The organism is Paracidobacterium acidisoli, from assembly GCF_003428625.2.
Classification (GTDB): Bacteria; Acidobacteriota; Terriglobia; order Terriglobales; family Acidobacteriaceae; genus Paracidobacterium; species Paracidobacterium acidisoli.
Genome location: NZ_QVQT02000003.1, coordinates 166,497 through 191,350 on the forward strand (window position 1 = coordinate 166,497; position 24,854 = coordinate 191,350).

The 24,854-nt window shown below is 57.1% G+C and carries 22 protein-coding genes; 12 read left to right on the forward strand and 10 right to left on the reverse strand.

Annotation, left to right across the window (positions count from 1 at the left end):
* Window positions 1-30: 30 nt before the first annotated feature.
* Both D0Y96_RS08175 and D0Y96_RS08180 read right to left on the reverse strand, forming a co-directional pair.
* Window positions 31-1,200 carry a Gfo/Idh/MocA family protein gene (locus D0Y96_RS08175; protein ID WP_117298893.1) on the reverse strand — a complete coding sequence of 390 codons (1,170 nt, stop codon included), beginning with the start codon at window positions 1,198-1,200 and terminating at the stop codon, window positions 31-33.
* A 60-nt stretch (window positions 1,201-1,260) separates the two neighbouring features.
* Window positions 1,261-2,160 carry a ThuA domain-containing protein gene (locus D0Y96_RS08180; RefSeq protein WP_252263611.1) on the reverse strand — a complete coding sequence of 300 codons (900 nt, stop codon included), beginning with the start codon at window positions 2,158-2,160 and terminating at the stop codon, window positions 1,261-1,263.
* 318 nt (window positions 2,161-2,478) lie between these two features.
* On the opposite strand from D0Y96_RS08180, the gene D0Y96_RS08185 reads away from it, so the two are divergent.
* Both D0Y96_RS08185 and D0Y96_RS08190 read left to right on the forward strand, forming a co-directional pair.
* Window positions 2,479-3,150 (forward strand): metal-dependent transcriptional regulator, encoded by a 672-nt coding sequence (locus tag D0Y96_RS08185; protein WP_117298894.1) that lies wholly within the window; start codon window positions 2,479-2,481, stop codon window positions 3,148-3,150.
* Between the two features lie 76 nt (window positions 3,151-3,226).
* Window positions 3,227-4,564 (forward strand): Nramp family divalent metal transporter, encoded by a 1,338-nt coding sequence (locus D0Y96_RS08190; RefSeq protein ID WP_117298895.1) that lies wholly within the window; start codon window positions 3,227-3,229, stop codon window positions 4,562-4,564.
* Window positions 4,565-4,627: 63 nt separating this feature from the next.
* Here the strand turns inward: D0Y96_RS08190 and mtnC are convergent, their stop codons facing one another.
* Genes mtnC through mtnB form a run of 3 tightly spaced genes read right to left on the reverse strand, consistent with a single transcriptional unit; the run spans window position 4,628 to window position 6,602 of the window.
* On the reverse strand, window positions 4,628-5,368 hold the full coding sequence (mtnC, locus tag D0Y96_RS08195; RefSeq protein WP_117298896.1) for an acireductone synthase: 741 nt from the start codon (window positions 5,366-5,368) through the stop codon (window positions 4,628-4,630).
* Window positions 5,365-5,943: a cupin domain-containing protein gene (locus tag D0Y96_RS08200; RefSeq protein ID WP_117298897.1), complete on the reverse strand. Its 579-nt coding sequence runs from the start codon at window positions 5,941-5,943 to the stop codon at window positions 5,365-5,367. Before D0Y96_RS08200 ends, mtnC begins: the two co-directional genes overlap by 4 nt.
* Window positions 5,944-5,963: 20 nt before the next feature.
* Window positions 5,964-6,602 (reverse strand): methylthioribulose 1-phosphate dehydratase, encoded by a 639-nt coding sequence (gene mtnB, locus D0Y96_RS08205; RefSeq protein WP_117298898.1) that lies wholly within the window; start codon window positions 6,600-6,602, stop codon window positions 5,964-5,966.
* Between the two features lie 221 nt (window positions 6,603-6,823).
* On the opposite strand from mtnB, the gene D0Y96_RS08210 reads away from it, so the two are divergent.
* From D0Y96_RS08210 to D0Y96_RS08220, 3 genes are all read left to right on the forward strand, one after another.
* Window positions 6,824-8,386: a SulP family inorganic anion transporter gene (locus D0Y96_RS08210; protein WP_199480217.1), complete on the forward strand. Its 1,563-nt coding sequence runs from the start codon at window positions 6,824-6,826 to the stop codon at window positions 8,384-8,386.
* Between the two features lie 52 nt (window positions 8,387-8,438).
* Entirely contained in the window at window positions 8,439-9,494 is a 1,056-nt protein-coding gene (locus tag D0Y96_RS08215) for a toll/interleukin-1 receptor domain-containing protein (protein ID WP_158562314.1), read from the forward strand.
* 81 nt (window positions 9,495-9,575) lie between these two features.
* Complete coding sequence (locus D0Y96_RS08220) at window positions 9,576-10,139, forward strand: RDD family protein (RefSeq protein ID WP_117298900.1); 564 nt, start codon at window positions 9,576-9,578, stop codon at window positions 10,137-10,139.
* 39 nt (window positions 10,140-10,178) lie between these two features.
* Here the strand turns inward: D0Y96_RS08220 and D0Y96_RS08225 are convergent, their stop codons facing one another.
* Entirely contained in the window at window positions 10,179-11,264 is a 1,086-nt protein-coding gene (locus D0Y96_RS08225) for a M48 family metallopeptidase (protein WP_158562315.1), read from the reverse strand.
* 265 nt (window positions 11,265-11,529) lie between these two features.
* Here D0Y96_RS08225 and D0Y96_RS08230 point away from each other — a divergent pair, with 265 nt between their 5' ends.
* The 3 genes from D0Y96_RS08230 (at window position 11,530) to D0Y96_RS08240 (ending at window position 15,006) form a co-directional block, all read left to right on the forward strand.
* Complete coding sequence (locus D0Y96_RS08230) at window positions 11,530-12,843, forward strand: enolase C-terminal domain-like protein (protein WP_117298902.1); 1,314 nt, start codon at window positions 11,530-11,532, stop codon at window positions 12,841-12,843.
* Between the two features lie 244 nt (window positions 12,844-13,087).
* A complete protein-coding gene (locus D0Y96_RS08235; protein WP_117298903.1) occupies window positions 13,088-13,600 on the forward strand; it encodes a MarR family winged helix-turn-helix transcriptional regulator in 513 nt (170 codons plus the stop codon).
* Between the two features lie 35 nt (window positions 13,601-13,635).
* Window positions 13,636-15,006 carry a chloride channel protein gene (locus tag D0Y96_RS08240; protein WP_117298904.1) on the forward strand — a complete coding sequence of 457 codons (1,371 nt, stop codon included), beginning with the start codon at window positions 13,636-13,638 and terminating at the stop codon, window positions 15,004-15,006.
* A gap of 52 nt (window positions 15,007-15,058) precedes the next feature.
* Here the strand turns inward: D0Y96_RS08240 and D0Y96_RS08245 are convergent, their stop codons facing one another.
* Window positions 15,059-15,541, reverse strand: a complete 483-nt coding sequence (locus D0Y96_RS08245; protein WP_252263612.1) for a MarR family winged helix-turn-helix transcriptional regulator — start codon at window positions 15,539-15,541, stop codon at window positions 15,059-15,061.
* A gap of 29 nt (window positions 15,542-15,570) precedes the next feature.
* Between D0Y96_RS08245 and D0Y96_RS08250 the strand changes: the two genes are divergently transcribed.
* Window positions 15,571-16,317 (forward strand): DUF899 domain-containing protein, encoded by a 747-nt coding sequence (locus tag D0Y96_RS08250; protein ID WP_117298906.1) that lies wholly within the window; start codon window positions 15,571-15,573, stop codon window positions 16,315-16,317.
* Between the two features lie 115 nt (window positions 16,318-16,432).
* Here the strand turns inward: D0Y96_RS08250 and D0Y96_RS08255 are convergent, their stop codons facing one another.
* Genes D0Y96_RS08255 through D0Y96_RS08265 form a run of 3 tightly spaced genes read right to left on the reverse strand, consistent with a single transcriptional unit; the run spans window position 16,433 to window position 21,038 of the window.
* Window positions 16,433-17,029: an Ig-like domain-containing protein gene (locus D0Y96_RS08255; RefSeq protein ID WP_147324973.1), complete on the reverse strand. Its 597-nt coding sequence runs from the start codon at window positions 17,027-17,029 to the stop codon at window positions 16,433-16,435.
* 26 nt (window positions 17,030-17,055) lie between these two features.
* Complete coding sequence (locus D0Y96_RS08260) at window positions 17,056-19,971, reverse strand: choice-of-anchor Z repeating domain-containing protein (protein ID WP_117298908.1); 2,916 nt, start codon at window positions 19,969-19,971, stop codon at window positions 17,056-17,058.
* The gene (locus D0Y96_RS08265; protein ID WP_117298909.1) at window positions 19,968-21,038 is read right to left on the reverse strand and encodes a hypothetical protein; all 1,071 of its coding nucleotides are present in this window, start codon (window positions 21,036-21,038) and stop codon (window positions 19,968-19,970) included. The genes D0Y96_RS08260 and D0Y96_RS08265 overlap by 4 nt, the downstream gene beginning before the upstream one ends.
* A 271-nt stretch (window positions 21,039-21,309) precedes the next feature.
* On the opposite strand from D0Y96_RS08265, the gene D0Y96_RS08270 reads away from it, so the two are divergent.
* The 3 genes from D0Y96_RS08270 (at window position 21,310) to D0Y96_RS08280 (ending at window position 24,853) form a co-directional block, all read left to right on the forward strand.
* Window positions 21,310-23,193 carry a bifunctional serine/threonine-protein kinase/formylglycine-generating enzyme family protein gene (locus D0Y96_RS08270; protein WP_158562316.1) on the forward strand — a complete coding sequence of 628 codons (1,884 nt, stop codon included), beginning with the start codon at window positions 21,310-21,312 and terminating at the stop codon, window positions 23,191-23,193.
* Window positions 23,194-23,198: 5 nt separating this feature from the next.
* Window positions 23,199-24,125 (forward strand): DUF4384 domain-containing protein, encoded by a 927-nt coding sequence (locus D0Y96_RS08275; protein ID WP_117298911.1) that lies wholly within the window; start codon window positions 23,199-23,201, stop codon window positions 24,123-24,125.
* Window positions 24,126-24,244: 119 nt separating this feature from the next.
* Complete coding sequence (locus D0Y96_RS08280; protein WP_215601614.1) at window positions 24,245-24,853, forward strand: DUF4384 domain-containing protein; 609 nt, start codon at window positions 24,245-24,247, stop codon at window positions 24,851-24,853.
* Window position 24,854: the final 1 nt, after the last annotated feature.

A 24,854-nucleotide genomic window follows, 5' to 3' on the forward strand; every position in this document is an offset into this window, starting at 1 on the left:
CTCCACTCCGGAGAGTGGTGCTTGCTTGTCTCAGGCGCCGGAAGCGCAGTTTACTTTCTGCCAGACTCCGCCGGCAGCGTGGCTTTTCAGCATCGCTTCCACCAGGCAGGTAGAACGATAGCCATCAAAGAATGTCGGCAGGAGCGCAGGCTTCGTTTCCGGAGCCGCTCCTTCACGAATCCAGCTGTAAGCATCGCGAATCAGGTTGAAAAAGGCGTCGGCCCACGCCTCCTGATGGCCGCCGGGCAGATGCGTGTAGGGCAAAACGCCTTTGGAAACCAGAGAAGGATCCTTGGCCATGGAGCAGTTCGGACGATCGTGATGACCGATCCATAATTCGTTTTGTTCTTCCTGCCGCCACTTCAGAGAGAGTTTTCTTCCGTTAAGCTCAAGCTGCAGATCGTTCTTGTGACCAGGCAGGACTTGTCCAACAGAGAATGATCCCTTCGCGCCATTTTCAAAACGCAGCAGAACGCTGGCGAGATCTTCTGCGTGGACCTGAACGGGGACGCGATCTCCGGAGCTTTTGGCCGAAAATGCCTCAGCGGAAGCACCTGAGGAATATCGGGTGGGGATGACGGTCGTGAGATCCGCGAGAACGGAGTCGATCTTAAGGCCGGAGACATGCTCCGCCAGATCGCACCAGTGCGAGCCGATGTCGCCCAGAGCAGAGCTGACGCCGCCCTTTGAAGGGTCCGAGCGCCACGAATAGACGTTCGGGTCGGTCATCCAGTCCTGCAGATAGTAACCGTGAACGAAGCTCAGATCGCCTGTTTCCCCACCCTCAATCATCAGGCGCGCCTGCTGAACGAGAGGATTGCCCCGGTAATTGAAGGTGACGACATGCGCCACCTTTGCCGCCAACGCCGCTTCGTAGAGTTTGCGGCCTTCTTCGGCATTGGGAGCGAGCGGTTTATCGGAGATGACGTGTTTGCCGGCCGCCAGCGCCGCCATGACGACGGGAAAGTGAAGATAGTTCGGCGTGGTGTTGTGGATGACGTGTACGTCAGGGTCTGCAATCAGCGCATGGAAGTCGCCGTAGGCGCGGTCCACTTTATACTCCTGCGCTTTGCGTTCCGCCGATGCCTGCGACGAGCCGGCGACGGCGACAACCTCTACATCGCCGAGACGGCGAACGGCATCGATATGGTGGGCAGCGACAAATCCAGGGCCGATGAGGCCCATTCCAAGTGTTCTCATAGATTCAGATCAGAAGCACATTTCCTGTGACTGGAGCTGCAGAAACCAGGCTCAGTGATTTCAGTGATTGTTGTCGTCGGGCAGCGCCGGACGCGGATGCGATGCGGTGCTGCCTTCCGTCATGCCAAGTGCCCATTTAATCGCTTCAAAATACATCTTTCGGATATCGGGGTCCTGCCACGCTTCTTCGGTGTGACCAAGCGTTGAATAGAAGACCCGTCCCTTGCCATACATTTTCGACCACGCCACCGCGAAATCATGATCGGTGCGATGGACGCGTGGATTATTTTCATAGTCGAGCTTTCGGGGATCGAGGCTGAGCAGAACGTTTACCTTCGACCGCGACCAGTCTTTCGGCTGATAGATTTCATCATATTTCACGAATTCCTTCGGAAAGTGACGGATGGCCGGAAAGCTGGGATCTTCATTGATAATTGGTGCGTTGAAGGTCATCCAGGGATGCTGGTCGAACCAGCCGCCGATCATCTCGCCGTATTCGGGCCAGGTGTAATTCGTGTCGAGCGCGGCGTGAATACCGACGAAGCCTTTGCCGTCGTCGTGGATGAACGACATCATGTCCGCCTTCTGGCTCGCGTCCATATCGAGCTCGCCGGTAGTGCTGGTGAATATGAGAAGGTCGAAGTAATTAAGGTTCTTCGCATTCCGGCCCAGGTCCTTCTTGGTCAGGAGCTCCGTGTCAGTGCGCATCTCGGTATCCCAGAGACCACTCTGCTGGCCCATCTGATAAATGGCGTCCATGGCCGCGGAGACGGAATCATGCTCGAAGCCTTTGGTCTCGCCGATAACGAGAACGTGTTTCAGATGTGTTGGTTTGGCGTGAGGCGGGGGCGGTACGGTGAAGTCAGAAGCCGGTTGTACCTGCGCGGAGCCTGATGGGAGAAAGGCGCCGAAACCGAAAAGACACAGCAGGACGAAGAGTAAATTCCGATGACGGCGCAAGTGGTCTCCTTCAAAATCGTATCGCTCGAAAGCGTTTTCACGGGTATCGCTTCAATCCTGTGCAATCAGGCCCGTGGCATGGTTTTCGCAGCTTTCTGCGAGGCGTTTCCGAACATCAGAGGCCCGCATACTGCAGGACCGGGAACAGAAAAATCTTCGGATAGCAGTGTATGAGCCAGCGACGGGAGACGCAACTCGGCTTTTCCTGACAGGGCGGCGGGGTATTTACCGGTGTGTGAGAGACAGGCAGCGCAGCAGCCCTGGAACGAGCACTGCATGGCCACGACCGTACGGCTCAGGCTGTAGCATGAGAGCGGCATGAGAGAAGCGATCACGATCTCGAAGGAAGACTACCTGAAGGCGATTCTGGAGGCGGAATCAGAGGGGCAGAATGTCATTCCGGTAACACTGTCGCACTGGCTCTCCGTCTCGCCACCGGCGGTGACGATGGCGCTGAAGCGTCTCAAGCGGGATGGCTATGTGGATGTTCGCGGCGACGGCATCGTTCGCCTGACGGTGAAGGGCAGGGAGATCGCTTATCGAACGGCGCTTCGTCATCACCTGATCGAGCGGATGCTGTCAGAGATCTTCGGGATGGAATGGTATCAGATCCACGACGAAGCGGAGCGGCTGGAGCATGCGGTTTCTCCGGCATTTGAAGCGAGACTGATCGAAAAGCTGGGTGAAAAGGGAACCTGCCCGCACGGCAACTCGGTGCTGCCGGAGAGCCCGGCTCAGCGGCGGAAGCGAGGACTGGTGCCGCTTTCCGACGCGTCTGAAGGGACTGAATATATCGTTTCGAGCCTGTATGAACGCGATCCAAAGCTGCTGCTGTTTTTACATGAAGCAGGCATCAGTCCAAATGCACGGGTGCATGTGCTGAACAAAAACTACGACGAGACAGTAGGAATTGAAACGCCCGCCGGCAAATCAACTCTCGGCAAGCCGGCAGCGGAAAAGGTATGGGTAAAGCGAAAGACGGCGAAATAATACAGGATTATATTTTCATTTAACCTTAATTAACTCCGTATGGCATACTGAAGCTAACGGAGCAGCTCGCCGATTTATGCCGATCACCACCCCCGTGAAACAGCGCCGCGAAAGCGCACATCCGTCTATGCCGAATGTGCATTCGAGCGTGCGCGTTTCACAGTCGCCGCATTTCTGGCGCAGGGCGGTCGGCTTTCTGGGGCCAGGATTTCTCATTGCGGTCGGGTACATGGACCCGGGCAATTGGGCGACCGACCTTGCGGCAGGCTCGCGCTATGGATACACGCTGCTGTCGGTCATCATGGCGTCGAACCTGATGGCGATCCTGCTGCAGAGCCTGGCGATAAAGCTGGGCGTAGCCACGGAGCGCGATCTGGCGCAGGCATGCCGCCAACATTACAGCCGCCCGGTATCGATTGCGCTGTGGCTGTTTGCCGAGATCGCGATTGGCGCCTGCGATCTGGCAGAGGTGATCGGTTCGGCCATCGCGCTGCAACTGTTGTTCGGGCTGCCGCTGCTGGTGGGCGTCATTGTGACCGGGCTGGATGTGCTGGCGATTCTGCTGCTGGAACATCGAGGCTTCCGCTGGCTGGAAGCACTGGTGATGGTGCTGATCGGCACCATTGCGGCTCTGTTTGCCATCGAAACAGTGCTGTCGCGGCCGGAATATCTTCCTATTCTGAAAAATCTGTTTGTACCGGCGCGAACAATCGTGGCCGATCCGGCGATGCTCTATATTGCGATCGGCATCCTGGGTGCTACGGTGATGCCGCACAATCTGTATCTCCACTCATCGATTGTGCAGACGCGCGATTATCCGCGGACACCGGAGGGAAAGCGGGATGCGATCCGGTTTGCGAATCTCGACTCGGCTCTCGCGCTGACGATCGCGCTGTTTATCAATGCGGCCATTCTGGTGGTGGCCGCAGCGGTATTTCATCGCAGCGGGCATACGGAGGTTGCCGAGATCGGCGATGCATATAAGCTGCTGAGTCCACTGCTGGGCTTTACCGGAGCAAGCCTGATGTTTGCGCTGGCGCTGCTGGCCTCCGGGCAGAACTCGACCATTACCGGCACGCTGGCCGGCCAGGTAGTGATGGAAGGCTTTCTGGAATTTCACATGCCTGGATGGCTGCGCCGTCTGGTGACACGTTCGCTGGCGATTATTCCGGCAGTGATTGTGACGGCGCTGTATGGCGAAGAAGGAACATCGAAGCTGTTGCTGCTGAGCCAGGTGATTCTGAGCATGCAGCTCAGTTTTGCCGTGTTCCCGCTGGTCGCATTCACCAGCGACCGCCGACAGATGGGCGAGTTTGTGAATAAAAGCTGGCTGCGGATGCTGGGATATGGAGTCGCCGTTCTGATTGCTGCGCTGAACGGCTGGCTGCTGATTGAAGTCTTTCGGGGCCATTGAGCGCAGAAGTTCCGCCGATCCGGCTGAATGGGACAACCTCGGATTCTGTTTCCGGAAAGGGTTTTACAAGCTCTCGAAATCAGACACTGGAGTATGCGCAACAGAGGCATCGATAGCTTTATTGCCGGGCCGGACAGCAAGACAGACGCTGATACCAGCAGCGGAGGCTGCGTCGAGCTCGGCGGGCGCATCGGAGAGAAACAGAATCTGCTCCGGACTCGTGTTTAAGGTGGAAGCGATGTTCCGGTAGCTTGCGCTTTGTGTCTTGGGGCCGACGGCGGTGTCGAAGTACGCTTCGATCCATGGGGTGAGATCGCCTGCCTGCGTGTGGCGGAAGATCAGCTTCTGTGCGAGAACGCTGCCGGAAGAATAGATCGCAATGCCGCGCTTTTGCTCGCGCCACCGCTCGAAAGCGAGGGGGACATCGGGAAAGACAATGCTGTGGAGATCCCCGGCGGCGTAACCCGCTTCCCAGATGCGGCACTGGATGGATTTGAGAGCAGGAGATTTGCGGTCCTGATTCATGAGCCAGAGCAGATATGCATGCGCCGTTTCCAGTTGCAGCGATACGGATGACAGGGCACCGGAAACAACCGGGACTGCAGCAAAAGTGGAAAGGTCGCGCACATTTTCTGCCCGCAGCAGATCGAGATCGTTATGTGTCGCCGGATCATCGACATGCTCACTGAGAAAGCTCAGCAGACGGGCGCGAGCATAAGGGAAGAGTACGTCATAGACGAAAGAAACAGGGGTGGTCGTTCCTTCAATGTCGAGAAGGACGACCGAGATCGCGGCCTGGTTCATGCGGGAACATCGAAGGCGCCGGACTGGCGCGGTCCGATATACGCCGGGCCAAAGCAGACGGGCTCATAGCGGCTGTCCACACCACTTGATGTGTAATACGGCGTCCAGCCCGTCTTGTCCTGGAAGAGGCGGATGGCGCGGATATTGTGATCGCTGCAAAGGTTGAACCAGTGGTGCGTGTCGCGGGGCACGCAGATAAGATCGCCTTCGGTAACCTCGATAGAAAAAACAGAACGGCCGTGCGGATGAATGTGAAAGAGGCCGCGGCCCCGCAGGGTGATGCGGACTTCATCTTCGTTGTGCCAGTGCTCGCGGTTAAACCTCGCAAGCATGGCGGCAAGGCCCTCCGTCTCCGGAGTGATGTCGATGATGTCGGCGGTGGTATAGCCGCCCTTCTCTTTCAGCGCATGGATTTCCGGAGCATAAGCGGCGAGAAGGTCATCAGCAGGAGCATCGGCGGAGATACGGCCGGTCTGCCAGTGCTGGTATTCGATGCCGACTTCGGCGAGATACGCACGGATCTTGCTTTCTTCGCGGAGAACGATTTTTTCATCGGGAATTTCGACGACGGCCATGACGGGTCCTCCTGCAGTAGCTACTGTGCCTGCGCAAAGCGGCCGCGCAGCATGTCGGTGGTGCCAGCGACTTCCAGCAGAAATTCGATGATTTCGACGTGGCGCTGTGCTTCGGCGACGTCGGCTCCCCAGGTGTAGAGGCCGTGTCCCCGCAGGAGCACACCATGTATATCAGGATACTCGCGAAGAAGCGTTTCGAGCTCTGCCGATAACTGAGTATAGTTCTGCGAATTTTCGAGGACCGGCAGCCATTCGGAATGTTCGTGCGTGGTGACGCCGGAGAGTCCTTTGAGCATTTCGTAGCCGGCAATCGTGATGCCTTTGGCGCCTGCGTAGAAGCCGGAGAGGACCGTTGCCCAGGGAGAATGCACGTGCTGAACGGATCCGGCGCTGCGCTGGCGCACGATGACGGCGTGGAGAGCGGCCTCGGCAGATGGTCGTCCCTCGCCCTGCAGAACGCGGCACTGTTCATCGATATGCACGAAGCTCTGCGGGGTAAGATTGCCTTTGTTCTGACCGCTGGAGGTGATGAGCAGACGGAGTGGGTCGGAAGCAAGCGTGGCGCTGAGATTGCCGGAGGTGCCCTGCAGCCATCCCCGGCCGGCAAGCGCCGCTCCTGCCTGTGTAAGTTGTCTGACCGCTTCGGCTGCTTCCAGCATGCGTTGTGTGCTCCCCGTTGTTCTCCGATTTTACTGAAGCCCGTGCGGCTTCAGAACAGAGATGAGTGTCTGGTTTTACCTGCAAAAGTCGAAGCAGGGCGATACAGGCGGTCCTTTCTCGTGTTGGCCGATTTCAAAAGAGGTGAAGGCGTCGAATTCGGGGTGTCGAGAGGAGACGGAGAAGATATAGTGAGTGCATTCTTGGCACATAGAAGGAGAGCATGAGCCACTATCGCTGGTTTCGCGCAGGCGACCTGAATGCGTTTTTTGCGCTGATGTTCGATAACGTGGCAAATCTGGTGATTCTGGCCAGCATTCTGATCGGTGCGTTCCAGTTTCCGCGTGAGATCGTGCTGTACAGGATGGTTCCGGGCACGGCGGTGGGAGTGCTCATTGGCGATCTGATCTATGCATGGATGGCTGGACGGCTGGCGCGCAGGACGGGCCGCGACGATGTGACGGCCATGCCGTTGGGGCTGAATGCGCCGAGCATCTTCGGCATGTCATTTGCGGTGATCGGACCGGCCTATCTGCTGACGCACGATGCGATGCTGGCCTGGAAGATCGGTATGGCCGTTACAGTGCTGGCGGGAGTCTTTAAAATTGCGTTGTCATTTGCCGGAAACCGCGTGCGATCGATTGTGCCGAGGGCCGCGCTGCTTGGGTCGATTGGCGGGGCCGGGCTGGCGCTGATCGGGGTGCTGCCCCTGCTGAAGGTCTTTGCCGATCCGGTTCCGGGCATGCTGGCGCTGAGCATTCTGCTGGTAACGCTGGTGGCCCGGATGCGCCTGCCGTGGAGGCTGCCAGGCGCGCTGATCTCGGCGCTTGCGGGGATCGCAGCGTTTTACCTGTTGCGGGAGATTCACCTGGGAAGTCCTCTCCTGACGGGAGCGGGACCGGTTTCCATGGCATTGCATCCGGCATTTCCCTGGCCGTCGTTTGCATTCCTGGGCGGTCTCTCGAAGGCATGGGCATTCCTGCCGATTGCGCTGCCGTTCTCGCTGTCGACGGTGGTGGGCGGCATCGACAACACAGAAAGCGCGGCGGTTGCCGGAGATGAATATGACACGCGAGCCATTCTGCTGACGGAGGGATTCTGCACCCTGGCCGCGGGGTTGTGCGGTGGCGTGGTGGAGAGCACGCCATATATTGGCCATCCGGCATATAAGTCGATGGGGGCGGGCGCGGGATACGCCATCCTGACCGGTCTGTTTATTGGACTCGGCGGGATGCTGGGCTTTCTGCCGTTCTTTGTCGGCGCAATTCCGGCTTCTGCGATTGCGCCGGTGCTGGTGTACATCGGGCTGGAGGTGATTGCGCAGGCGTTCCTGGCGAGCCCAAAGCGGCATGGCGTAGCTGTGGCGATTTCGCTGCTGCCCTCGCTGGCATTTCTGGTCGTGCTGCAGGTGAATGCGGTGATTTCGGCTGTCGGTGCGCAGATAAGTCAGATTACCGGTGAGACCGGCGAGTCACTGCACGCATTGATTCTGCTGAGCAACGGATTCATCATTACAGCGATTCTGTGGGGAGCGGCAACGGCCGAACTGATCGACCGGCGCTTCCGGCACAGCGCGTTTTATCTTGTGACAGGAGCGCTGTTCTGTCTTTTCGGCGTGATTCATTCTCCCACGGCACAGGGGACCTTTGTATTGCCATGGCAGGCGGGATCGACGCTGCCGTGGCATTTTGCTGCTGCCTATCTGCTTGCAGCCGTTGCCGCCGGCGGAGCGTGCCTTTTGAAACGGGAGACAGACGCTCCGGAAGTATTCGAGGAGGGAATCTGAACCGCCGCAAAGATACATGGAAGAACCGATCAGGAGCGCTGCAATCACGCCGATGAATCATGTTTTTATCAGCTATTCGAATGCCGACCGCGCGGCGGTCGATACCATCTGCTCGTTTCTGGAGAGCGTGGGAGTTCCGTGCTGGATTGCTCATCGGGATGAGCCTGCAGCGGAGTTCTATCAGACCCCGATTGTTGAGGCAATTCAGAGCGCGGTGGCCTGTGTTTTCGTTCTGACGCGCAATTCTAACCGGTCGCGCGATGTTGCCAATGAAGTGCATCTTGCTTTCCGAAGCAAGCGCATTTTGGTGCCGTTTCGACTGGAAAAATTTCAGCTTGGCGGCGACCTGCTTTACTACCTCGATCGGGTGCAAACAATCGATGCAACGGCGGGACTTAATGAAGTAGCGCTGAGGCAGCTCGGCGACGTTCTGAAAAGGCTTATCGGAGAGGCGTCTGTACAGAAGCAGGAAGGGGACCAGGACTGGCGGGCGTGTGAGGCGGCGGCCATGCGTGGAGATGCTGAAGCACGATACCGGCTTGCTGTTCACTACTCGGATGAGCAGAGCGAGACACTCCGCCCTGCTGAGGCTGTCAGGTGGTTTCGGGCAGCGGCCGAGCAGGGGCATGCGGAAAGCGCGTGGAAGCTCGCGCTCGCTTACCGCAGTGGAAATGGCGTGGTGCGCAGCGAGCCTGAAGCCGCTCGCTGGATACAGACTGCGGCAAAGCTGGGTTACGCCCCGGCCGAGTTCGCCTGGGGGCAGATGTTGCTGCAGGAACGCGGTGAGTCTGCGAATGCACGCGAAGCTGCAGTTTGGTTTGATCGTGCGGCGGCACAGGGAATTACGGATGCCAGGTATAACCTGGCGTTGCTCTATCTGAATGGAAGGGGCGTCGAACGGAATTACCCGCGTGCTCTGGAGGCTATGCGTGAGTGCGCCGGTGCGGGCCATGCCGGGGCTGAGTATTATCTGGCGTGGATGCTGATGCATGGATACGGCGCGCCGGCCGATCACAGCGAAGCCCTGCTGTGGGCCGAGCGGGCTGCTGGTCAGGGACACGAAATGGCACGGCGTCTGGTACGAGAGCTTGGCTCAGAAGCCCTTTGAAGAAGAAGCAATATTTGTGCTTCTTCTTTGGTTTCCCGTTTGCTACACTCTCGAATCATTCGCTCCCCCGGAGAGAACGAAATGGCTTCAATCTGCACGAATCCAGAGTGCGACTACACGAAACGCCACGGGGTAATTCAAAATGCTGCGCTTGAATTCTGCCCGAACTGCGGACGCCGTCTGCAAAAAGTTGCCGATGTTGCAGCGATAACTCCGGTGTCGCGTGGCCGTCGCTTCGGAGCCTATTTCATCGATTTTTGCATCGCGTTTCTCCTGGTTCTGGTCGGGACAATCCCGATTGTGGGGCTGATTATCACGCCGATTATTGCCCTGTACTGGCTCTTACGGGACATTAATGGCGCGAGCCCGGGCAAGTCGCTTCTTGGCTTGGCGATCGTCAGCCGCGGCGGTGGCCGATCGACGACGATGCAGCGGATTCTGCGTAATCTCCCGTTTGCCATAATGGTATTGCCACTGCTGATTCCGTACATTGGCCTGACGGATTATCCCATTCAGCTTTTCGTCATCCTGGTTGAAGCGCTGATGGTGATTCTGACTCGCGAAAGAATCGGAGACAAGCTGGCCGGCACCATGGTCGTATCGCATGATGTAGCTCAGGCACAATACGCTCCTGTGTCGGCCTGAAGCGTTGCAGTGGCATGGGAGCGTTCTACCAGACGGAGTTCAGCTGCTGAGCGTGGCGGGGCCGCTCAGCGGGTTGCCGCAATAACCGCAGAATTTCGGCAGGGGATGTGGAAGGGGACTTCCGCATCGGGGGCAACTGTCCTCGAGCGGACTCACGTCCAGTCTGGTCTGGCAGTTACTGCAGAACTGACTGCCCGGAATCACCTTTGCTCCACAATTGGGGCAGCGGCGATCCGGAAGCGCCTGATCCAGGCGGGGATAAATTCCCGTGAGGATTGTTCGGTACATATCGGACTCGCCCCACATGAGAATTTTTCTGACTCTCTGAATCGGCAGTGGATGGGAGAGATAGATTTCGCTCTGCAGCATGTTGATGATCTTGAGCACGGCCGCAACAGAATCATTGTCCAGCTCGTCGTACTCTTCGCCCTGCTCGCGCAGGGCTTCAAAATCGATATCGCCGAGCGAAACCGGCCATCCGCCCAGCTTGGCAAGAAGGCTGGCGACGATTTTGGGATCCTGCACGACAAGAAGCGCAGCGCGATCGCAGCTAAGCTCTGCCATGCGGCTCCAGTGCTGAAGGTGAGCCATGATCGGAAAGAGTGCCGCTTCTCCCGCAATTGGAATCAGTTTGGCAACCCCTGCGACGCCGAACTGAGCGATCATGCTGGCGATGGTTTTGTTGACCATGTGACCACACTTTACGTGGCCCAGCTCGTGGCCCAAAACGCCCATAATTTCGGGCATAGTCATGGTTTCAATCAGGTCGCGCGTCACCACTACTGAGTGATGATTCATCCCCATGGAGTAGGCGTTCACGCCGCTTTCAGGGCTGATGAAGAGTTCGGGTAGTTCCGGAATAGACAGGATCTCCGCGGCCTTGACGTAGATACGGTACAGGCTGACCGCCTGAGACGGTCCCACCCGGATGGACTGGCAGAGATGATGGAGCCGGGTCGCCTTCTCTGTGACGCCGCCCGCGATGAACTTCACGATTGCGGGGAAGACCGGTACATTCTGTAATGTTGCTGTCGCCGCCAGATCGTCGGCATGCTGAAAGGCGTCGGGGCTAAGCTGCGGAAAGCTCTTCAGATCGGACAGCGAAAGCTGAGGTTGCGTGCTCATTTTCCCTCTTACCCGCGAAGATGGTTTACCTGTGTGGGCCGGTTGTGCGCGGCAGGCCGCGAAGGGGGAGGGCAGCCTGTGTGATTCCTGAATGACAGGTCTCATGCACAGGCTCCTCATATTAGCGCATTACGGTTACACGTCAGCAGAAAATTGAAGGGCAAAGTGTTTTAAGAAAATCTGCAGATTGATTTGAGGGCTGCAATAGTCTTTTCCTGTTTCTTCGGTTTGATAAGCTGGTGGCTCGATCCGGGAGGTGCGATCAATGAGGCGTCGGGAATTTCTGCTTGGATCGATTGCCGGTGCGGTCACAACTCTGGTTGCCGCCGCAGAGCCGCTTAATACTCCTGTCGGGATGCTCTTTGATTTTCAGCGAAGCAATGGGCCGCTGATCATCGATGAAGTAGAGCTGATCCATCTGGAAGGCCACCATACAGTGGACATCGGCATTGACGATCAGTATCAGGTCAAAGGGGAATACATTTACGACGATATGCGGCCGCCGGAATATGTCGAGCATCCGGGGCAGATGCGGACTGTTCCGGTGTCGAGCACGTATGTCAGGTTGCGGACACGGCAGGGGCTCGATGGCCTGTTTGGTCCGATCGATGGAGATGCGCCATTGGTGCTGGGCCATTTCCGGAAGTTTTTGCTGGGACGCAATGCTCTGGCGCAGGAAACATTATGGGACGAGATGTATCGCTCGGCGCCGTTTGGCCGCGACGGTGCTCAGTGCATGGCTATCAGCTCGATCGACAATGCAATATGGGATCTGCGTGGAAAGTACTATGGCATACCGGTATATGCACTCCTTGGCGGCCCCGGGCGGCAGACCGTAGAGGCATATGCGAGCAATCTGAACTACTCCGTACAGCCGGATGCGCTGCGCAGGCGCGCAGAGATCAATAAGCAAAACGGTTACACAAAGCAGAAGTGGTTTATTCCTTATGGGCCAGGCTCGGGCGAGGACGGGTTGAAGAAGAACATCGAAATGGTACAGATTCTCCGCGAGACAGTTGGAGATTATGACGATCTGATGTTCGACGCCTTTAACGGCTGGACGCTGAGTTATGCGCTGGAGTGGGCGCGCCGTGCAGAGCCGTATCATCCGCGCTGGATTGAGGAGATTGTCACCACCGACAAGCTGGATGCGTTTCAGACACTGCGGCGGAGTACGAACATCCCTGTAGCTACCGGTGAGCATTTTTTCGGAAGATGGGATGCAGCGAAGTTTCTGGAAGCCGGAGCCATCTCCATTATCCAGGCTGACCCGGACTGGTGTGGCGGCATATCGGAGCTGGTAAAGATCGGTACGCTTGCTTCGGTCTATGAGATTCCTGTGGTGCCTCATGGTCATGGCGTGCATGCAGCTCTTCACACAATCTTCAGCCAGTCGCCGGCCAGCTTCCCTTTCGCGGAATACCTTCTGGCGCCCCCTAAAATGCCGACTTACTACTTTTTTGAAAAGCATCCACCAGAACCACTCCGCGCGCACTTTGCACTTCCGGCGGGGACCGGTTTCAATATCGAGTTTGATCCGGCGAAGGTGGAAAAGCAGACGGTTGTTGCAGCAGGCTAGGACATAATCTCTGCGCAACAAAGCACAGCATCTGCGGTTGCCCCAATAATCTGAAGAAGGATGAAGATATTCCCGGCATGACGGGGCGGGAGTGAAGCGCCGTGTGCGATGAGCACTGGCTGTCCCCGGCGATGTTGTTACCTTCGACTCTTGAAAAAGATCGTATTGAGATGTAAATTAGATCGTATCGCGATCTAATTCCATTTCACCGCAGACTCCGGCCTGCGGTCCAGGCTCATCAGAGATGAAACCGCTCATCGATAACGAAATCATTCAGGATCTGGCGTGGTTCCGCTACAGCCTCCGGAAGTTCCTTAGATTTAGTGAGAACGCGGCCAGGGAATGCGGGGTCACTCCGCAGCGGCATCAGTTGATGCTGGGTATTGCCGGTTTTACCGGTACGGGCAAAGCGACGATCTCGGAGCTGGCCGAATTCCTCCAGGAAAAAAATAATTCAGTTGTCGGCCTGGTGGACCGCGCTGTGCAAAGTGGTCTGGTACGCCGGGAGAGCAGCGAATCTGACAGAAGACTCGTGGTGGTGTCTCTTACCTCCCAGGGGGAAAAGATTCTGTCGCGTCTGGCGCTGCTCCACCAGGAAGAGGTTCGGCGTGTGCGGGCCGGATCGCTGAACCCCCAAAAACGAAAGTCACAGCTGGCTGCAGGGCACGCGGCAACGGACGTTGCCGGGAGGCCAGCCCTCAGCAAACCCGCTCACAGATTGAAGAACTTTACCCGCGAAAAGGAAGACCGCAAATGAGAAGCAAGCCGGCGGAAGGGCAAAAACACAGAACGATGAGAGCGCTGAGGCATCCGCTGCTGCGCAGATATCTTCCTCTGGTGCACGAAGACCTGAGCGTGGTTTATGCGCGCGATCTTCGCAAGTGGCTCATTATTTCTCCGATCATCGGGGTGCTGACCGGCCTGATCATCACCGGAATTGCCGTCATCATTCTGGACAAGCTGTGGCCGGCGGTTCTCAGCTACTTTTTGCTTCATCACTGGGCGATTGTCCCCGGCCTGGTTCTGGGCTTCCTTCTTACCGGGCTCATCATGCAGTTTCTGACTCCGGACCCGAATGAGCACTCCACCGAAGAGATCATTCGTTCTTATCACGAGCACGAAGGCAAGATTGGGATGCGGTCTTTCGTGCCCAAGCTCCTGGCAGCCATTACTACGGTGGGCTTTGGCGGCAGTGCCGCCCTGGAAGGGCCGAGTATTTATGGCGGCGCGGCCATTGGCTCGTGGCTCTGGACGAAGCTGCGCCGTCTGCGTCTCAGCGATCGCGACCGGCGCATTATGCTGATCTGCGGCGCGGCGGCCGGAATGTCGGCGGTCTTTCGTGCGCCGCTTACCGGCATCGTATTTGCGCTGGAGATGCCGTATCGCGATGACCTGGCGCACGAAGCACTGGTGCCGTCTCTGATTGCGTCGGTGGTTTCTTTTGTGACGCTCAGCTCATTTCTGGGAGCAGCGCCGCTCTTCAACTTCGCGAGCTCAAGATCGTATGCGCGCGTTGATCTTTACTGGAGCGCATTACTTGGCCTGCTGATCGGCCTGGTCGCTATGGCATTCGTGATCACATTTCGGCGGGCACGCAGCTTCTTTGTAAAGTGGGCTATACCCCACTGGCTGAAGCTTGTCATTGGCGGATTGCTGACGGGTCTTTGCGGCCTTCTCTTCCTGCATATATATCAGGGGAACCTTGTGCCTCTTGGGCCGAATTACGAGGCTGTGGGAGAGATACTCAACCAGCATCACGGCACGGTTCAGCTGGTGATTTTCAGTGTGCTCAAGCTGGCGGCGACACTGTTTACTCTGGCCGCGGGCGGCGTCAGCGCGATGTTCGTCCCGCTGTTCCTGACCGGTGGAAGTCTTGGAACGGCTTTTGCCCAGTGCATCGTCCACAGCTCCATTCCTGGTCTGTATGCCGCAGTGGGAATGGCCTCCTTCATTGCCGCCGGCTATAAGACGCCGCTTGCCGCGGTCGTCTTTGTCGCTGAAGCGACGGGGGGGCATGCGTTTATCATCCCTGCATTGATCGGAGCGGCTGTTGCCTATGCGGTTTCCGGCGACGCATCTGCATCCGGAGATCAGCGTCTGCACGAAGGTGCAAAAGCAATTGAGTTCGGAGAGGCATCTGAGGACGAAGCAGCGGAAAGATAGCGCCAGAGCCGGCTGGTCCACTCGCACAGAAGCGCTTTCCTGACGCGGCCTGTCAGGAAAGCGCGATCAGGCTTTTCCGGAGATTGCCGGGATCGCCATCAGGAATCAGCTTTTCAATCTCAAGGTGCTCGCGCTCCCAAATGGGAACGGCGCGAGCGAGCAAACTTCTCCCCTTTGGTGTAAGCGCCAGCAGCCGGCTGCGCCGGTCCGACGGATCGGCGGTGATGTGAATCAGGTCTCGCCGCTCCAGCGGCTTGAGCGCCGCGGTCAGGGTTGTTCGATCCATAGCAAGCAGAGAGGCAACAGAGCCCATTGCCGGTGGTTCCGGCCGATTCAGGGACATCATCAGCGAGAACTGGCCATTGGTCAGATCGAGCGGACGCAGCGCTTCGTCGAAACGACGAGCTAATGCTCGCGCTGCCCGTTGCACATGCAGGCACAGGCAGCAGTCGCGGACCAGAAGCGTAGTTTCATAGGAAGGCTTCATGGTACTTGACATGTGCCCAGAATAGTTGATATCAACGTATTCTGTCAAAGAACGAACGTCAGTGTGAGGTAATCATCATGCAGAATCATCCTGTTGTATCCGGGGAAGAGTGGTTGATCGCTCGTCGCGCGCTGCTGGCGAAGGAGAAAGAAGCGACCCATCTGCGCGATCGCGTGAATGCAGAGCGGCTCGCGCTTCCCTGGGTAAAAGTCGAAAAGGAATACATTTTTGACACGCCCACAGGAAAGAAGAGCCTGTCGGAACTCTTTGAAAATCGCAGCCAGCTCATGGTCTATCACTTCATGTTCGGCCCTGGATGGGAAGCTGGCTGTCCGGGCTGCTCCTTTCTCGTGGATCACCTCGATGGAGCGCTCCCTCACCTCAATCATCACGACGTTACTCTGACCGCCGTATCACGCGCACCGCTTGCGGAGATTGAGACTTATAAAAAGCGCATGGGCTGGAAATTTCCGTGGGCTTCTGCATTTGGCAGTGATTTCAACTACGACTATCACGTGTCGTTTGATAACGACGATCTGACAGCCGGAAAGCTTGCCTATAACTTCACTGAAACACCATTACCGCCTGGCTTCACAGGGACGGAGCTACCGGGCCTTAGCGTTTTCTACAAAGATGAGACCGGCGGCCTCTTCCACACTTATTCCACGTATGCGCGTGGTGGAGAGGAGCTGATCGGTACGCTGATGATTCTCGATCGCGCCCCAAAGGGACGCAATGAGAAGACGACGATGGATTTCGTCCGTCGTCATGATGAATACGAAGATATGCCAAAAGCATATGCCTGCTGCGCAGAGAAGGCCTGACCGATCATCTCCTGCAAAGAGGAGAATCGTCTGCTTTCAGCTGGTACATATTGCCGTCAAACGAGATGTTTGCATAACCCTTCAGCGGTTCTGAGAACACCAGCGGCCCGCGTCTCTATGGCGCTCCCACTGTAGGCGTACCGGGAATGATTGTGGTGGAATGCCCACCCTGTGTAGCTGCGATGCCGATGGCTACACCTGCCCCAGCTACGGCACCACTAATAAGCACCCATTTCAAAATGGGATGGCCGGTTTGGGACGCGTGGCTGCCGGATCTTTCGCTGATATTCTGCTGCGATATGGAGTTCTGTGCCTTCAGGTCGCCGTATTGGGCACGTACCTGAATCTGAAACTGACCGGTGGCGCGGTTGCTTACAAAGCCATGAGCTACAGCCTTGCCCTCTGCATCCGTGGTTACCTGGAGACTCTTTGCCCCATTCAGAAATGACCCGCCGGGACCGGAATCCGGCAGCAGGAAGAACACCAGGGCGCCGGCAACTGGTTTGTGGTTCTCGTCCTGCACCTGCACGATCGGTTCATGCGCTGTGCGCAGCTTAATGTTGTTGAGCGCGCCTTCGCCATCCAGAATAACGATCTGCAGAGACTTCGGAGGCGCCGTTGACTGGGCACTGGCAGGCAACAGGTCTCCGCCGGCAAGCAGCATGCAAAGAGAGAGAGCGACAATCCGAAGAAACAGGCGATAAATAAGCATGGCTGTGTCTTTTCTTACGGCACGCGTCATTGAGCAGACGCGGGCTGTGATGATCCTGCTGAATTTGTAAGTATCACGGTTACAATTTTAACATCTGTCGCGTCGCTGTCGAGAATAAATGGCTGCGTGTACTGAAACGCAGTACCGAAGGCGGTAGAGTCTTCATTCTGGTACCAGGTGGTGAAAGCACTGGTCAGCGTGACGGTCAGATCTTTTGTTTTGAGCGATGCTCCGGGAGCGGGCTCAAACTGGAACTGCGCATTGGACATGTCACGAGGAGATGACAGACCTGTGACCACGATCTGCATGCCCGTTCCGTTTCGCTGAAGCATGACGCTCATGATAATGGGCGCCACTGCCGGGACGTCGATGATGACAGGAGCCAGCGCTGAGGGGGTGATATCCGTTCCATCGGCAGAAAGCTGGATGGTGATGGTGATGGTCCCCGCGGTTGAACCAGCCTGCAAATCAATGGATGGAATAGCGGCCGAGGAGTTTGCAGGGACGACAAAGGTATCGGTCCTCGTTCCATTTGCGAACAGCACCTTCGGGTCGTTTGGCTGATCAGGCGAAGCTGGTGCAAAGCTGAGAGACGCCGTAACAGTTACAGGAGCCGGATACGGGCTCAGCGATAACTGAATGGATGGTTGTGAGCCAGGATCGCTCATAGCCGGGCCATTCGCAGAGGCGACTGCCGTGGGAGCAACAATTGCGAAGCTTTCCGAGCCGCTCACAGAGACCGGACCAGGATCTGTAACCGTAACAGAAGCTTTTCCGGTAGCGGTCAGCAGCGCCCCAGGCACCGTTGCCGTCAACTGGTTCCGGCTGACGAATGTTGTCGCGAGCGCTGTGCCATTCCAGAAGACAGAAGCCCCCTGCGTAAAACCCTGTCCATTTACGGTAAGAACAAAGGCGGGGCTGCCCAGATTTGCGCTTGTGGGTGAGATGCCCGTGAGCAGGGGTGGATTTACCGTGATTGGAACGGAGCCAGTAAGTGGTGCATAGTCAAAGCTATCCGCGGGTGTGAAGGCAGTTGTGATCATTGAGACGCCGGGCAGCAAAACAGAACCTGCGCCGGGCTGGTAGGTAAAGCTGCCCGCCACGCTGGCTGTGGCATTGAGCTGTGCCGCTCCCAGAGGAGTGCCGTACTCGATTGCAGCGGGTGGCTGCCAGGTAAGGACAGGTGTAGCCTGTGTAACCGCAACGGGGACCTCAGGCGATGTGCTGGAAATGAAATTAGCGTCTCCCGGGAAGGTGGCAGTCAGTGCATGGTTTCCCGCCGGCAGCGTCTGCGCTGCGGTGGAGAGAACGGCCTGTGCGGATGCTGTGCTGAGTTGAATGGCAACTGAAGCCAGGGTCTCCTGATCGCTGTCGGATGGAGGTGGTTGCAGAACCGTTACATCCGGAAGTCCATCTGCATTCATGTCCTTCGCGAGAATAGCGATCGCCGGACCTGTGCCGGTGTAGATAAGGACAGGAGCAAGAAGCTTACCCGTGCCATCATTCATGAGGACATAGGTATTGCCATCTCCATTTGAACCGTTGTTATTTCCGCTGTCGCCGATGACGACATCGGGGTAACCATCTCCATTGAAATCGGCGACCTGCAGTGTTGATGGCGCATTGCCCGCGGAGATGGTAAAGGCCTGGGTGGAAAAGGTTCCATCGCCCTTGCCGTAGAGGATTTCGACGGTATTATCGGTCGCGTCAGCGACGACAACATCGTCGTTTCCATCCAGATTAAAGTCGGCCACACCCACGGCTGCCGGATTGCTGCCAAGTGAAAGAGCAGGCTGAGCTGCGAGACCGCCCTTGCCATCGCCAAGGAGCAGAACAAGATGACCCATAGCGACGGGGTATCTGCAGTCACCGGGATACAAGCCCGACGAAGGAATATTCGTATATGCAGTCTGCTGGCCGACAGAAACTACATCGAGATTGCCGCCTTTACGGAAACGGCCGACTGCGATGGCATTGGGGCAATACGTATCTGTCAGCTTATTTGAAAGCACATCCGGAAATCCAGGAAGTACGGCATTCGCGCCAAAGGTGAAACCCGATTGAGTATTGTTAATGCCGATGCGAATGATCGGAACCTCAACCCGATAGACGCCATCTGTGACGTTTTCAAGGGGCGCTCCGGCGCTTGTTACGAGTGAGGCCACATCATCAAAGCCATCTCCGGTGAAATCGCCGACGGCCAGATTCTCCGCGTCGGGATCATACTCATCGCAGGAGCCATCCTCCGTAGTACCCAGGCAATTCGGAAGAGGCGTTTGTGTGGAAACCGTGTTGAGTGCGGAATCGACAATAACAAGCTGACCATTGAAAGAAGACGTTTCAGAGCTGAAAAGGTAGGGCGTGAGGTGAATGAGAAATTCGCGATTAGCGTCGTTGTTGAAATTGCCGCTGGTTACGGCGTCAATATAGTAGCCGGCGGGCAGCGTCTGCAGAGTCTGTACGGAAGAGGCACTGAAGCCTCCGCGGCCGAGTGTGGGAAAAATAGCCAGCACCGGACCATCTTCCTGGCTCAGAACCTGAAGATCAGAAAGAGCGATATTGATGGGACCGGTTTGAGTAAAGCCCGAGGCCCCAAAGGCGTATGGATTCGTTCCGTAGCTAAGGGTGCGCGTCAGTCCGGCAGGGAATAACTGTGTCTTCGGAAGAATGGACAAAGAAGCGCTGCCCAGAGAATTTGTGCCGTCATAGAAGAAGCTGACCTTGCCGGTGGGCATACCGCCGCCTTTGGGAGCGGAGACCACAGAGGTCAGTGTGAGGCTGCCGGGAAGCGTGAGCGAAGGACTGCTCGAAGTGAGAGAGGTGGCACTTGCGGACGCCGCGGGCGGCGGGACAGTTTGGGCGCGCAGCAGAACAGAAGAAGCCGCCGCCGCGATGACGAACCCAATGCTGCAACGAGTGGCGATATGGCGAAGGTGCTTCATTGCGCCGCTCCCTGAGTAACGGAGCGAACTCCGGGGATAAACAAAGTGCGTGGAGTGACAGCATCACCATTAAAGACCCAGGCAGGACCGGATGATGGATCGGAGAGCAAAAAGGTACTATTGCCGCTGAGCGGGCGCAGGTTTGCCGCTGCACAGCGGCATGCAGTTTGCGTGATAGAGGTTTGACCCGTAAGGTCGATCCGCATCAGAGATGTGCCTCGGAGATTAGCGATGGTCAGCCATCGTCCATCGGCGGAGGCAGCAATAGCCGATGGCTGTGAGACCCCCTGTTCGGTGCCGGCGATAGGTTGCAGCGATACAGCAGATGTGAGATTCGACGCGAGCCAGACTGTACCTTTCGAGCCGTCCGCAATGACTGCGCTCTCATTCTGAGGTGCAGCAGCAGATGCGATGAACGTCATGCCCGCCAGAGTGGCAACATTCGTCACAGTCGAGTAGCTCTTTGAGGAGAGTACATCGATGGCGATCTCGCCACCGGGCTGGCCAAAGGCTGCGAGAACCATTCCCGCATCACTGACTGCAGCCGCGGTCAGGGAACCGGAAGACGGCAGCTCCATAGTCTGCACCTGGGGCGCCGCAGGCAAGCCGGTAATCAGGACCGCACCGGCACTGTCCTGCGCATAAAGAAGCGCTGCAGAGCAGGATGGGCTTAGAGCAATCTGCTCCTTTGCTCCTGACTGAGCAGTGATCGTTACAGGCGTGCCCGCGGGGAGTTGAGCGAGGAAAGTTTGACCTTTTGTGCCCGTGAAAAGCGCATAACTCTTCTGCATGCAGACGGAAGCATTGCTGTAACCCATTCCGGCATACTGCGGTGATCCGAACTCTGCAGCTCCGGGCACTCCGTAGATCGGTCGAAGTCCGGATGCCGTGCTGTCCCAGGCATAACCCAGCATGGGGCCGGCGGTGACGCCAACAGAGGCAGAGCCGGAGGGAGAAACGGGAACCCCGGTGGGAGTTGTCCCACAGCCTCCTGCAAGGATCAATAGCATTGCAGCGATGCTGACCGCAGGATTTCGCAGAATATCGGGAAAAGCTTCGTTGGACATAGAGCCTCAATCGGTTTGCAGGTGCGCGATGCGGCAGGTGTCAACACGAGAGCGCGGCCATTATCGCCCTTGCTTCAATCGGCGAGCAAATAAATTTAAAAGACTGCGAAATGGCGGTTATAGCCATGCATGAGCCGTCACGCAGAACGTCTGCCGGGATAGTGTGTGCATCCTTCAAATCGTTTCCAGGTGCAGAACATCATTCCGCCGCATCTTCAAAGGGCGCGTTTAGTCCAGGTCGTATAATGGCGAACCAATGCGAATGGAAGAAATGCAGCTTGCACAGCTGGAAGCTCTGCTCGGAGAGAAGTATCAGATCATGCGCCGCATCGGAGGCGGAGGCATGGCTCAGGTGTTTCTTGCCCGTCATCGCCGTCACGGCGGCGCATTTGCAGTGAAAGTATTGTCCGAATATCTTGCGCAGGACCCGCAGATTGTGGCGCGCTTCGAGCAGGAAGCGAGGACGGCAGCAACGCTGTCCGGCCATCCGAATATCGTGCCGATCTTCGATATCGGTCAGGGGGATGGCCTGCACTACATCATCATGCAGTTCATTTCAGGAGAAGATCTGGCGAGCTGGCTTCGCCGGAACGGCAAGCTGGCTCCGCCGGATGCGGCTAACGTGATTGCACAGACTGCCGAAGCGCTGATCTGGTCCGAGAGTCATAAGGTAGTGCATCGCGACCTCAAGCCGGCAAACATGCTGCTGGATACCAATGGCCGGATCATGATTCTGGATTTTGGCATCTCGAAGGCAGCCGACGTATCGGATGGGCTCACCCGGCCAGGAGAAAGCCTGGGCACTCCCTGCTATATGAGTCCCGAGCAGATTCGCGGCCTGCCGTGCGATGTGCGCAGCGATTTGTATTCGCTTGGTGTGATCTTCTTCGAGCTGATGACAGGAAAGCGGCCGTTCGACCATGAATCGGTAACGGCCATTCAGATGGCGCATCTGACGGAGGCCCCGCCGGATCTGCTAAGCGTGGAGCCGGAGTTGCCCGAGATATGCGGGCAACTGGTGCAGAAGATGCTGCAGAAGCGGCCGGAAGATCGTTATCAAAGCCCGCAGCGGTTTCTGGAGGAGTTGCGAAATCTGGGCGCCACTTCGGGGCCCGGGCAATTACGGCCGCAGCTGAACATGGCAATCGAGGAAGACCTGCACCAGCCGATCACAGGTACACCGGCGAATATGCAAACGATAAGTGCCGCCAACATCGGGTCGAGGCAAAGTGCCGATTTCTCAGACGCACCTGTGAAGACGGCAACTGCAGTGTCATCGCTTATTTCTGAAACGCCTATGGCGGCAACATCCACTATTGCCCAGAGGGAGCCACGTGCTGCAGCCAGGAAAAAGCCGAAGGGTCTTTGGGCGCTGACAATCGTTGTATTGTTGCTCGCCCCTCTGTCTGTTGCGTTCTTCCTTCCGGAGCATCCGGCTTCGGCTTTTCAGGATGCGCATGGCAGGATGGTGCTGGTTCCGGCAGGCAGCTTTATTTATGGCGACAACTCTCCCGATGCGCCGCGCAGACAGCAGACGTTATCGCTGCCAGCGTATTACATCGATGAAACGGAGGTCTCGAATCGGGAATACCGGCACTTCATCGAGGCTACCGGACATGCACCGCCAAATGCCGACAGCTATGCAGACAAGCCGGACGATCCGGTATCCGGCGTCAGCTATGACGATGCCTCAGCGTACGCTGCATGGGTGGGCAAGCGGCTTCCAACGGAAGAGGAGTGGGAGAAGGCAGCGCGCGGAACGGATGGACGCCCTTATCCCTGGGGCAGCGATGCATGGACAACCGGTGTGCCGACGACTGTCCAGCCGGTTGAGTCTTTCCCCGATCGCAAAAGCCCCTATGGAGCGTTCAACATGGCCGGGAATGTCTTCGAATGGACGGCTACAGTCTTTCCGGCAGGTGACCGTGAATTTACGGACATGCGGTCGCTGCTGGGCAGTCCGGACTTCTCAAGACGCTGGTATGCGATTAAAGGCGGTAGTTTTTCTCCACACGGTGATGTATTCTTCCGGTGTTTTATGCGGAGGGGTTTCCCTTCAGACCAGCATTCGCCGATCATTGGATTCCGCTGCGTGCGTGCTGTGCCGCAACAAGGCCTTCTTTCCCGTCTGCATCTGCTTATTTTTGGAAGGTAGTTCCTATGCATAAGCTGCCGGTGATCGTTATGCTGCTGGCCGCTGCAACGGTGGTGGCGCAACAGCAGAATGCTGTGTCCGGGATGAGCGCGCGCGATGTTTTCTGGTCTGCGAGCGATCTGGTGAGTGTTGCACCCAATCCCGGAACCACAGGTGCCGCTGCGGCGAAGCCTCCCGAAAAGAAAACCGCAGCGATACGAAGACCTGTGAAGCAGACAGCGGCAGTGAAACATCAGCTGGACCCGAAACTGGTGACGGCGAATGGCTATGGTGTGCAGCCGCATCTCGTAAGCATGACAAGCGATCGTATCGGTCTTCGCTATACGCTGCTGCAAAAGAATGCTGATGCAAAGTACGTCGAGGTGATGCCGTCGACGGTCTTTCACAGTGGTGATCGGGTAAAGATCAGCATCATGGCAAATCATGCCGGGTATCTCTATATCATCCAGCAGGGATCGAGCGGGAACTGGTCGCCAATCTTTCCCAGTCAGGACGCGGCTCGTGAATCCAATTACGTAGAGGCCGGGAAGGTGTATGAAATTCCGGGCGACGGCGCCTTCGAACTGAATCAGCAGGCAGGCAAAGAGCACCTTTTCATCGTGCTGAGCCTTGATCCGATCCAGGATCTGGATGGAGCGATTTTCGGTCTCCGGAATAACGGTCAGGAAGCACCTGCGAGCAGCACTCCGGCTCCGGCTCAGATGCCCGGCACAGAAAGGCTGGAGGCGTCGAACCGCATAACCGATGCGCTGGTACAGCAGCTTGCCAGTCGCGATCTGGTTCCGGTGCAGGAACAGGTGAATACCCCGGCGACCAGCAATGGCGGCAGCAGCGGAGAGTCTGGCGAAAAGGCGATTTATGTGGTGAATTCGCTCTCTGCCGAGTCGCACGGCTCCCGTGTGGTCGCATCGCTTGTTCTGGATCATGAATAAAGATGCTTCGCTGAGGTCACGCACGTATGCGAAAACGCTTTGCCTCTTCCTCCGCTTCAGGGCTTCTGCTGATCGTTCTTATATGTTCCCCAGGTAGTCTGTTCGCGCAGACGCCTCATATGGGGATCGTTGTGGAGCAGCAGGCTGGAAATAAGGTCGAAGTGAAAAATCCGCAGCATATTTTTCATGCGGGTGATCTGGTTCGATTCCGTTTCCGTTCGTCCTTCGATGGATATCTCTATGTGATGGACCAGAGCACGTCGGGAAAGTATCTGCTGCTGTTTCCTGTGCAGGAAGTACAGAACGCAAACCGTGTCGAGCAGAATAAGGAATATCTGATTCCGGCAACGAATGGATCGTGGTTTCGCGTGGATGATCCTCCTGGATATGAGACGGTTTATTTTCTGATCAGTCCGGTGCCTATGGAAAAGGCTGCCGTGTCGCCACCGCATCCGCTGCCGGCTGAGCCTCCGCCGCCCAGCGCCCCCGCTGCACTCCTGCCGCGATGTGATGATTCAGTATTTCGAGCGCGCGGTGAGTGCGTTGATGTGCTGGCCGGGCCGCGCTCGGTGAGTCCCGACGAAACGCTGCCTTCACAGTTGCCAATCACTCCAGGAGCAACGCCTCGCGACATCACAGTCATCAACAAGCCGGCTGCCACGGTGGTTGCTCCGAAGGATGGTGCTATGGGGCCGCTGATCTATCAGTTTCGACTGGCACACAGGTAAA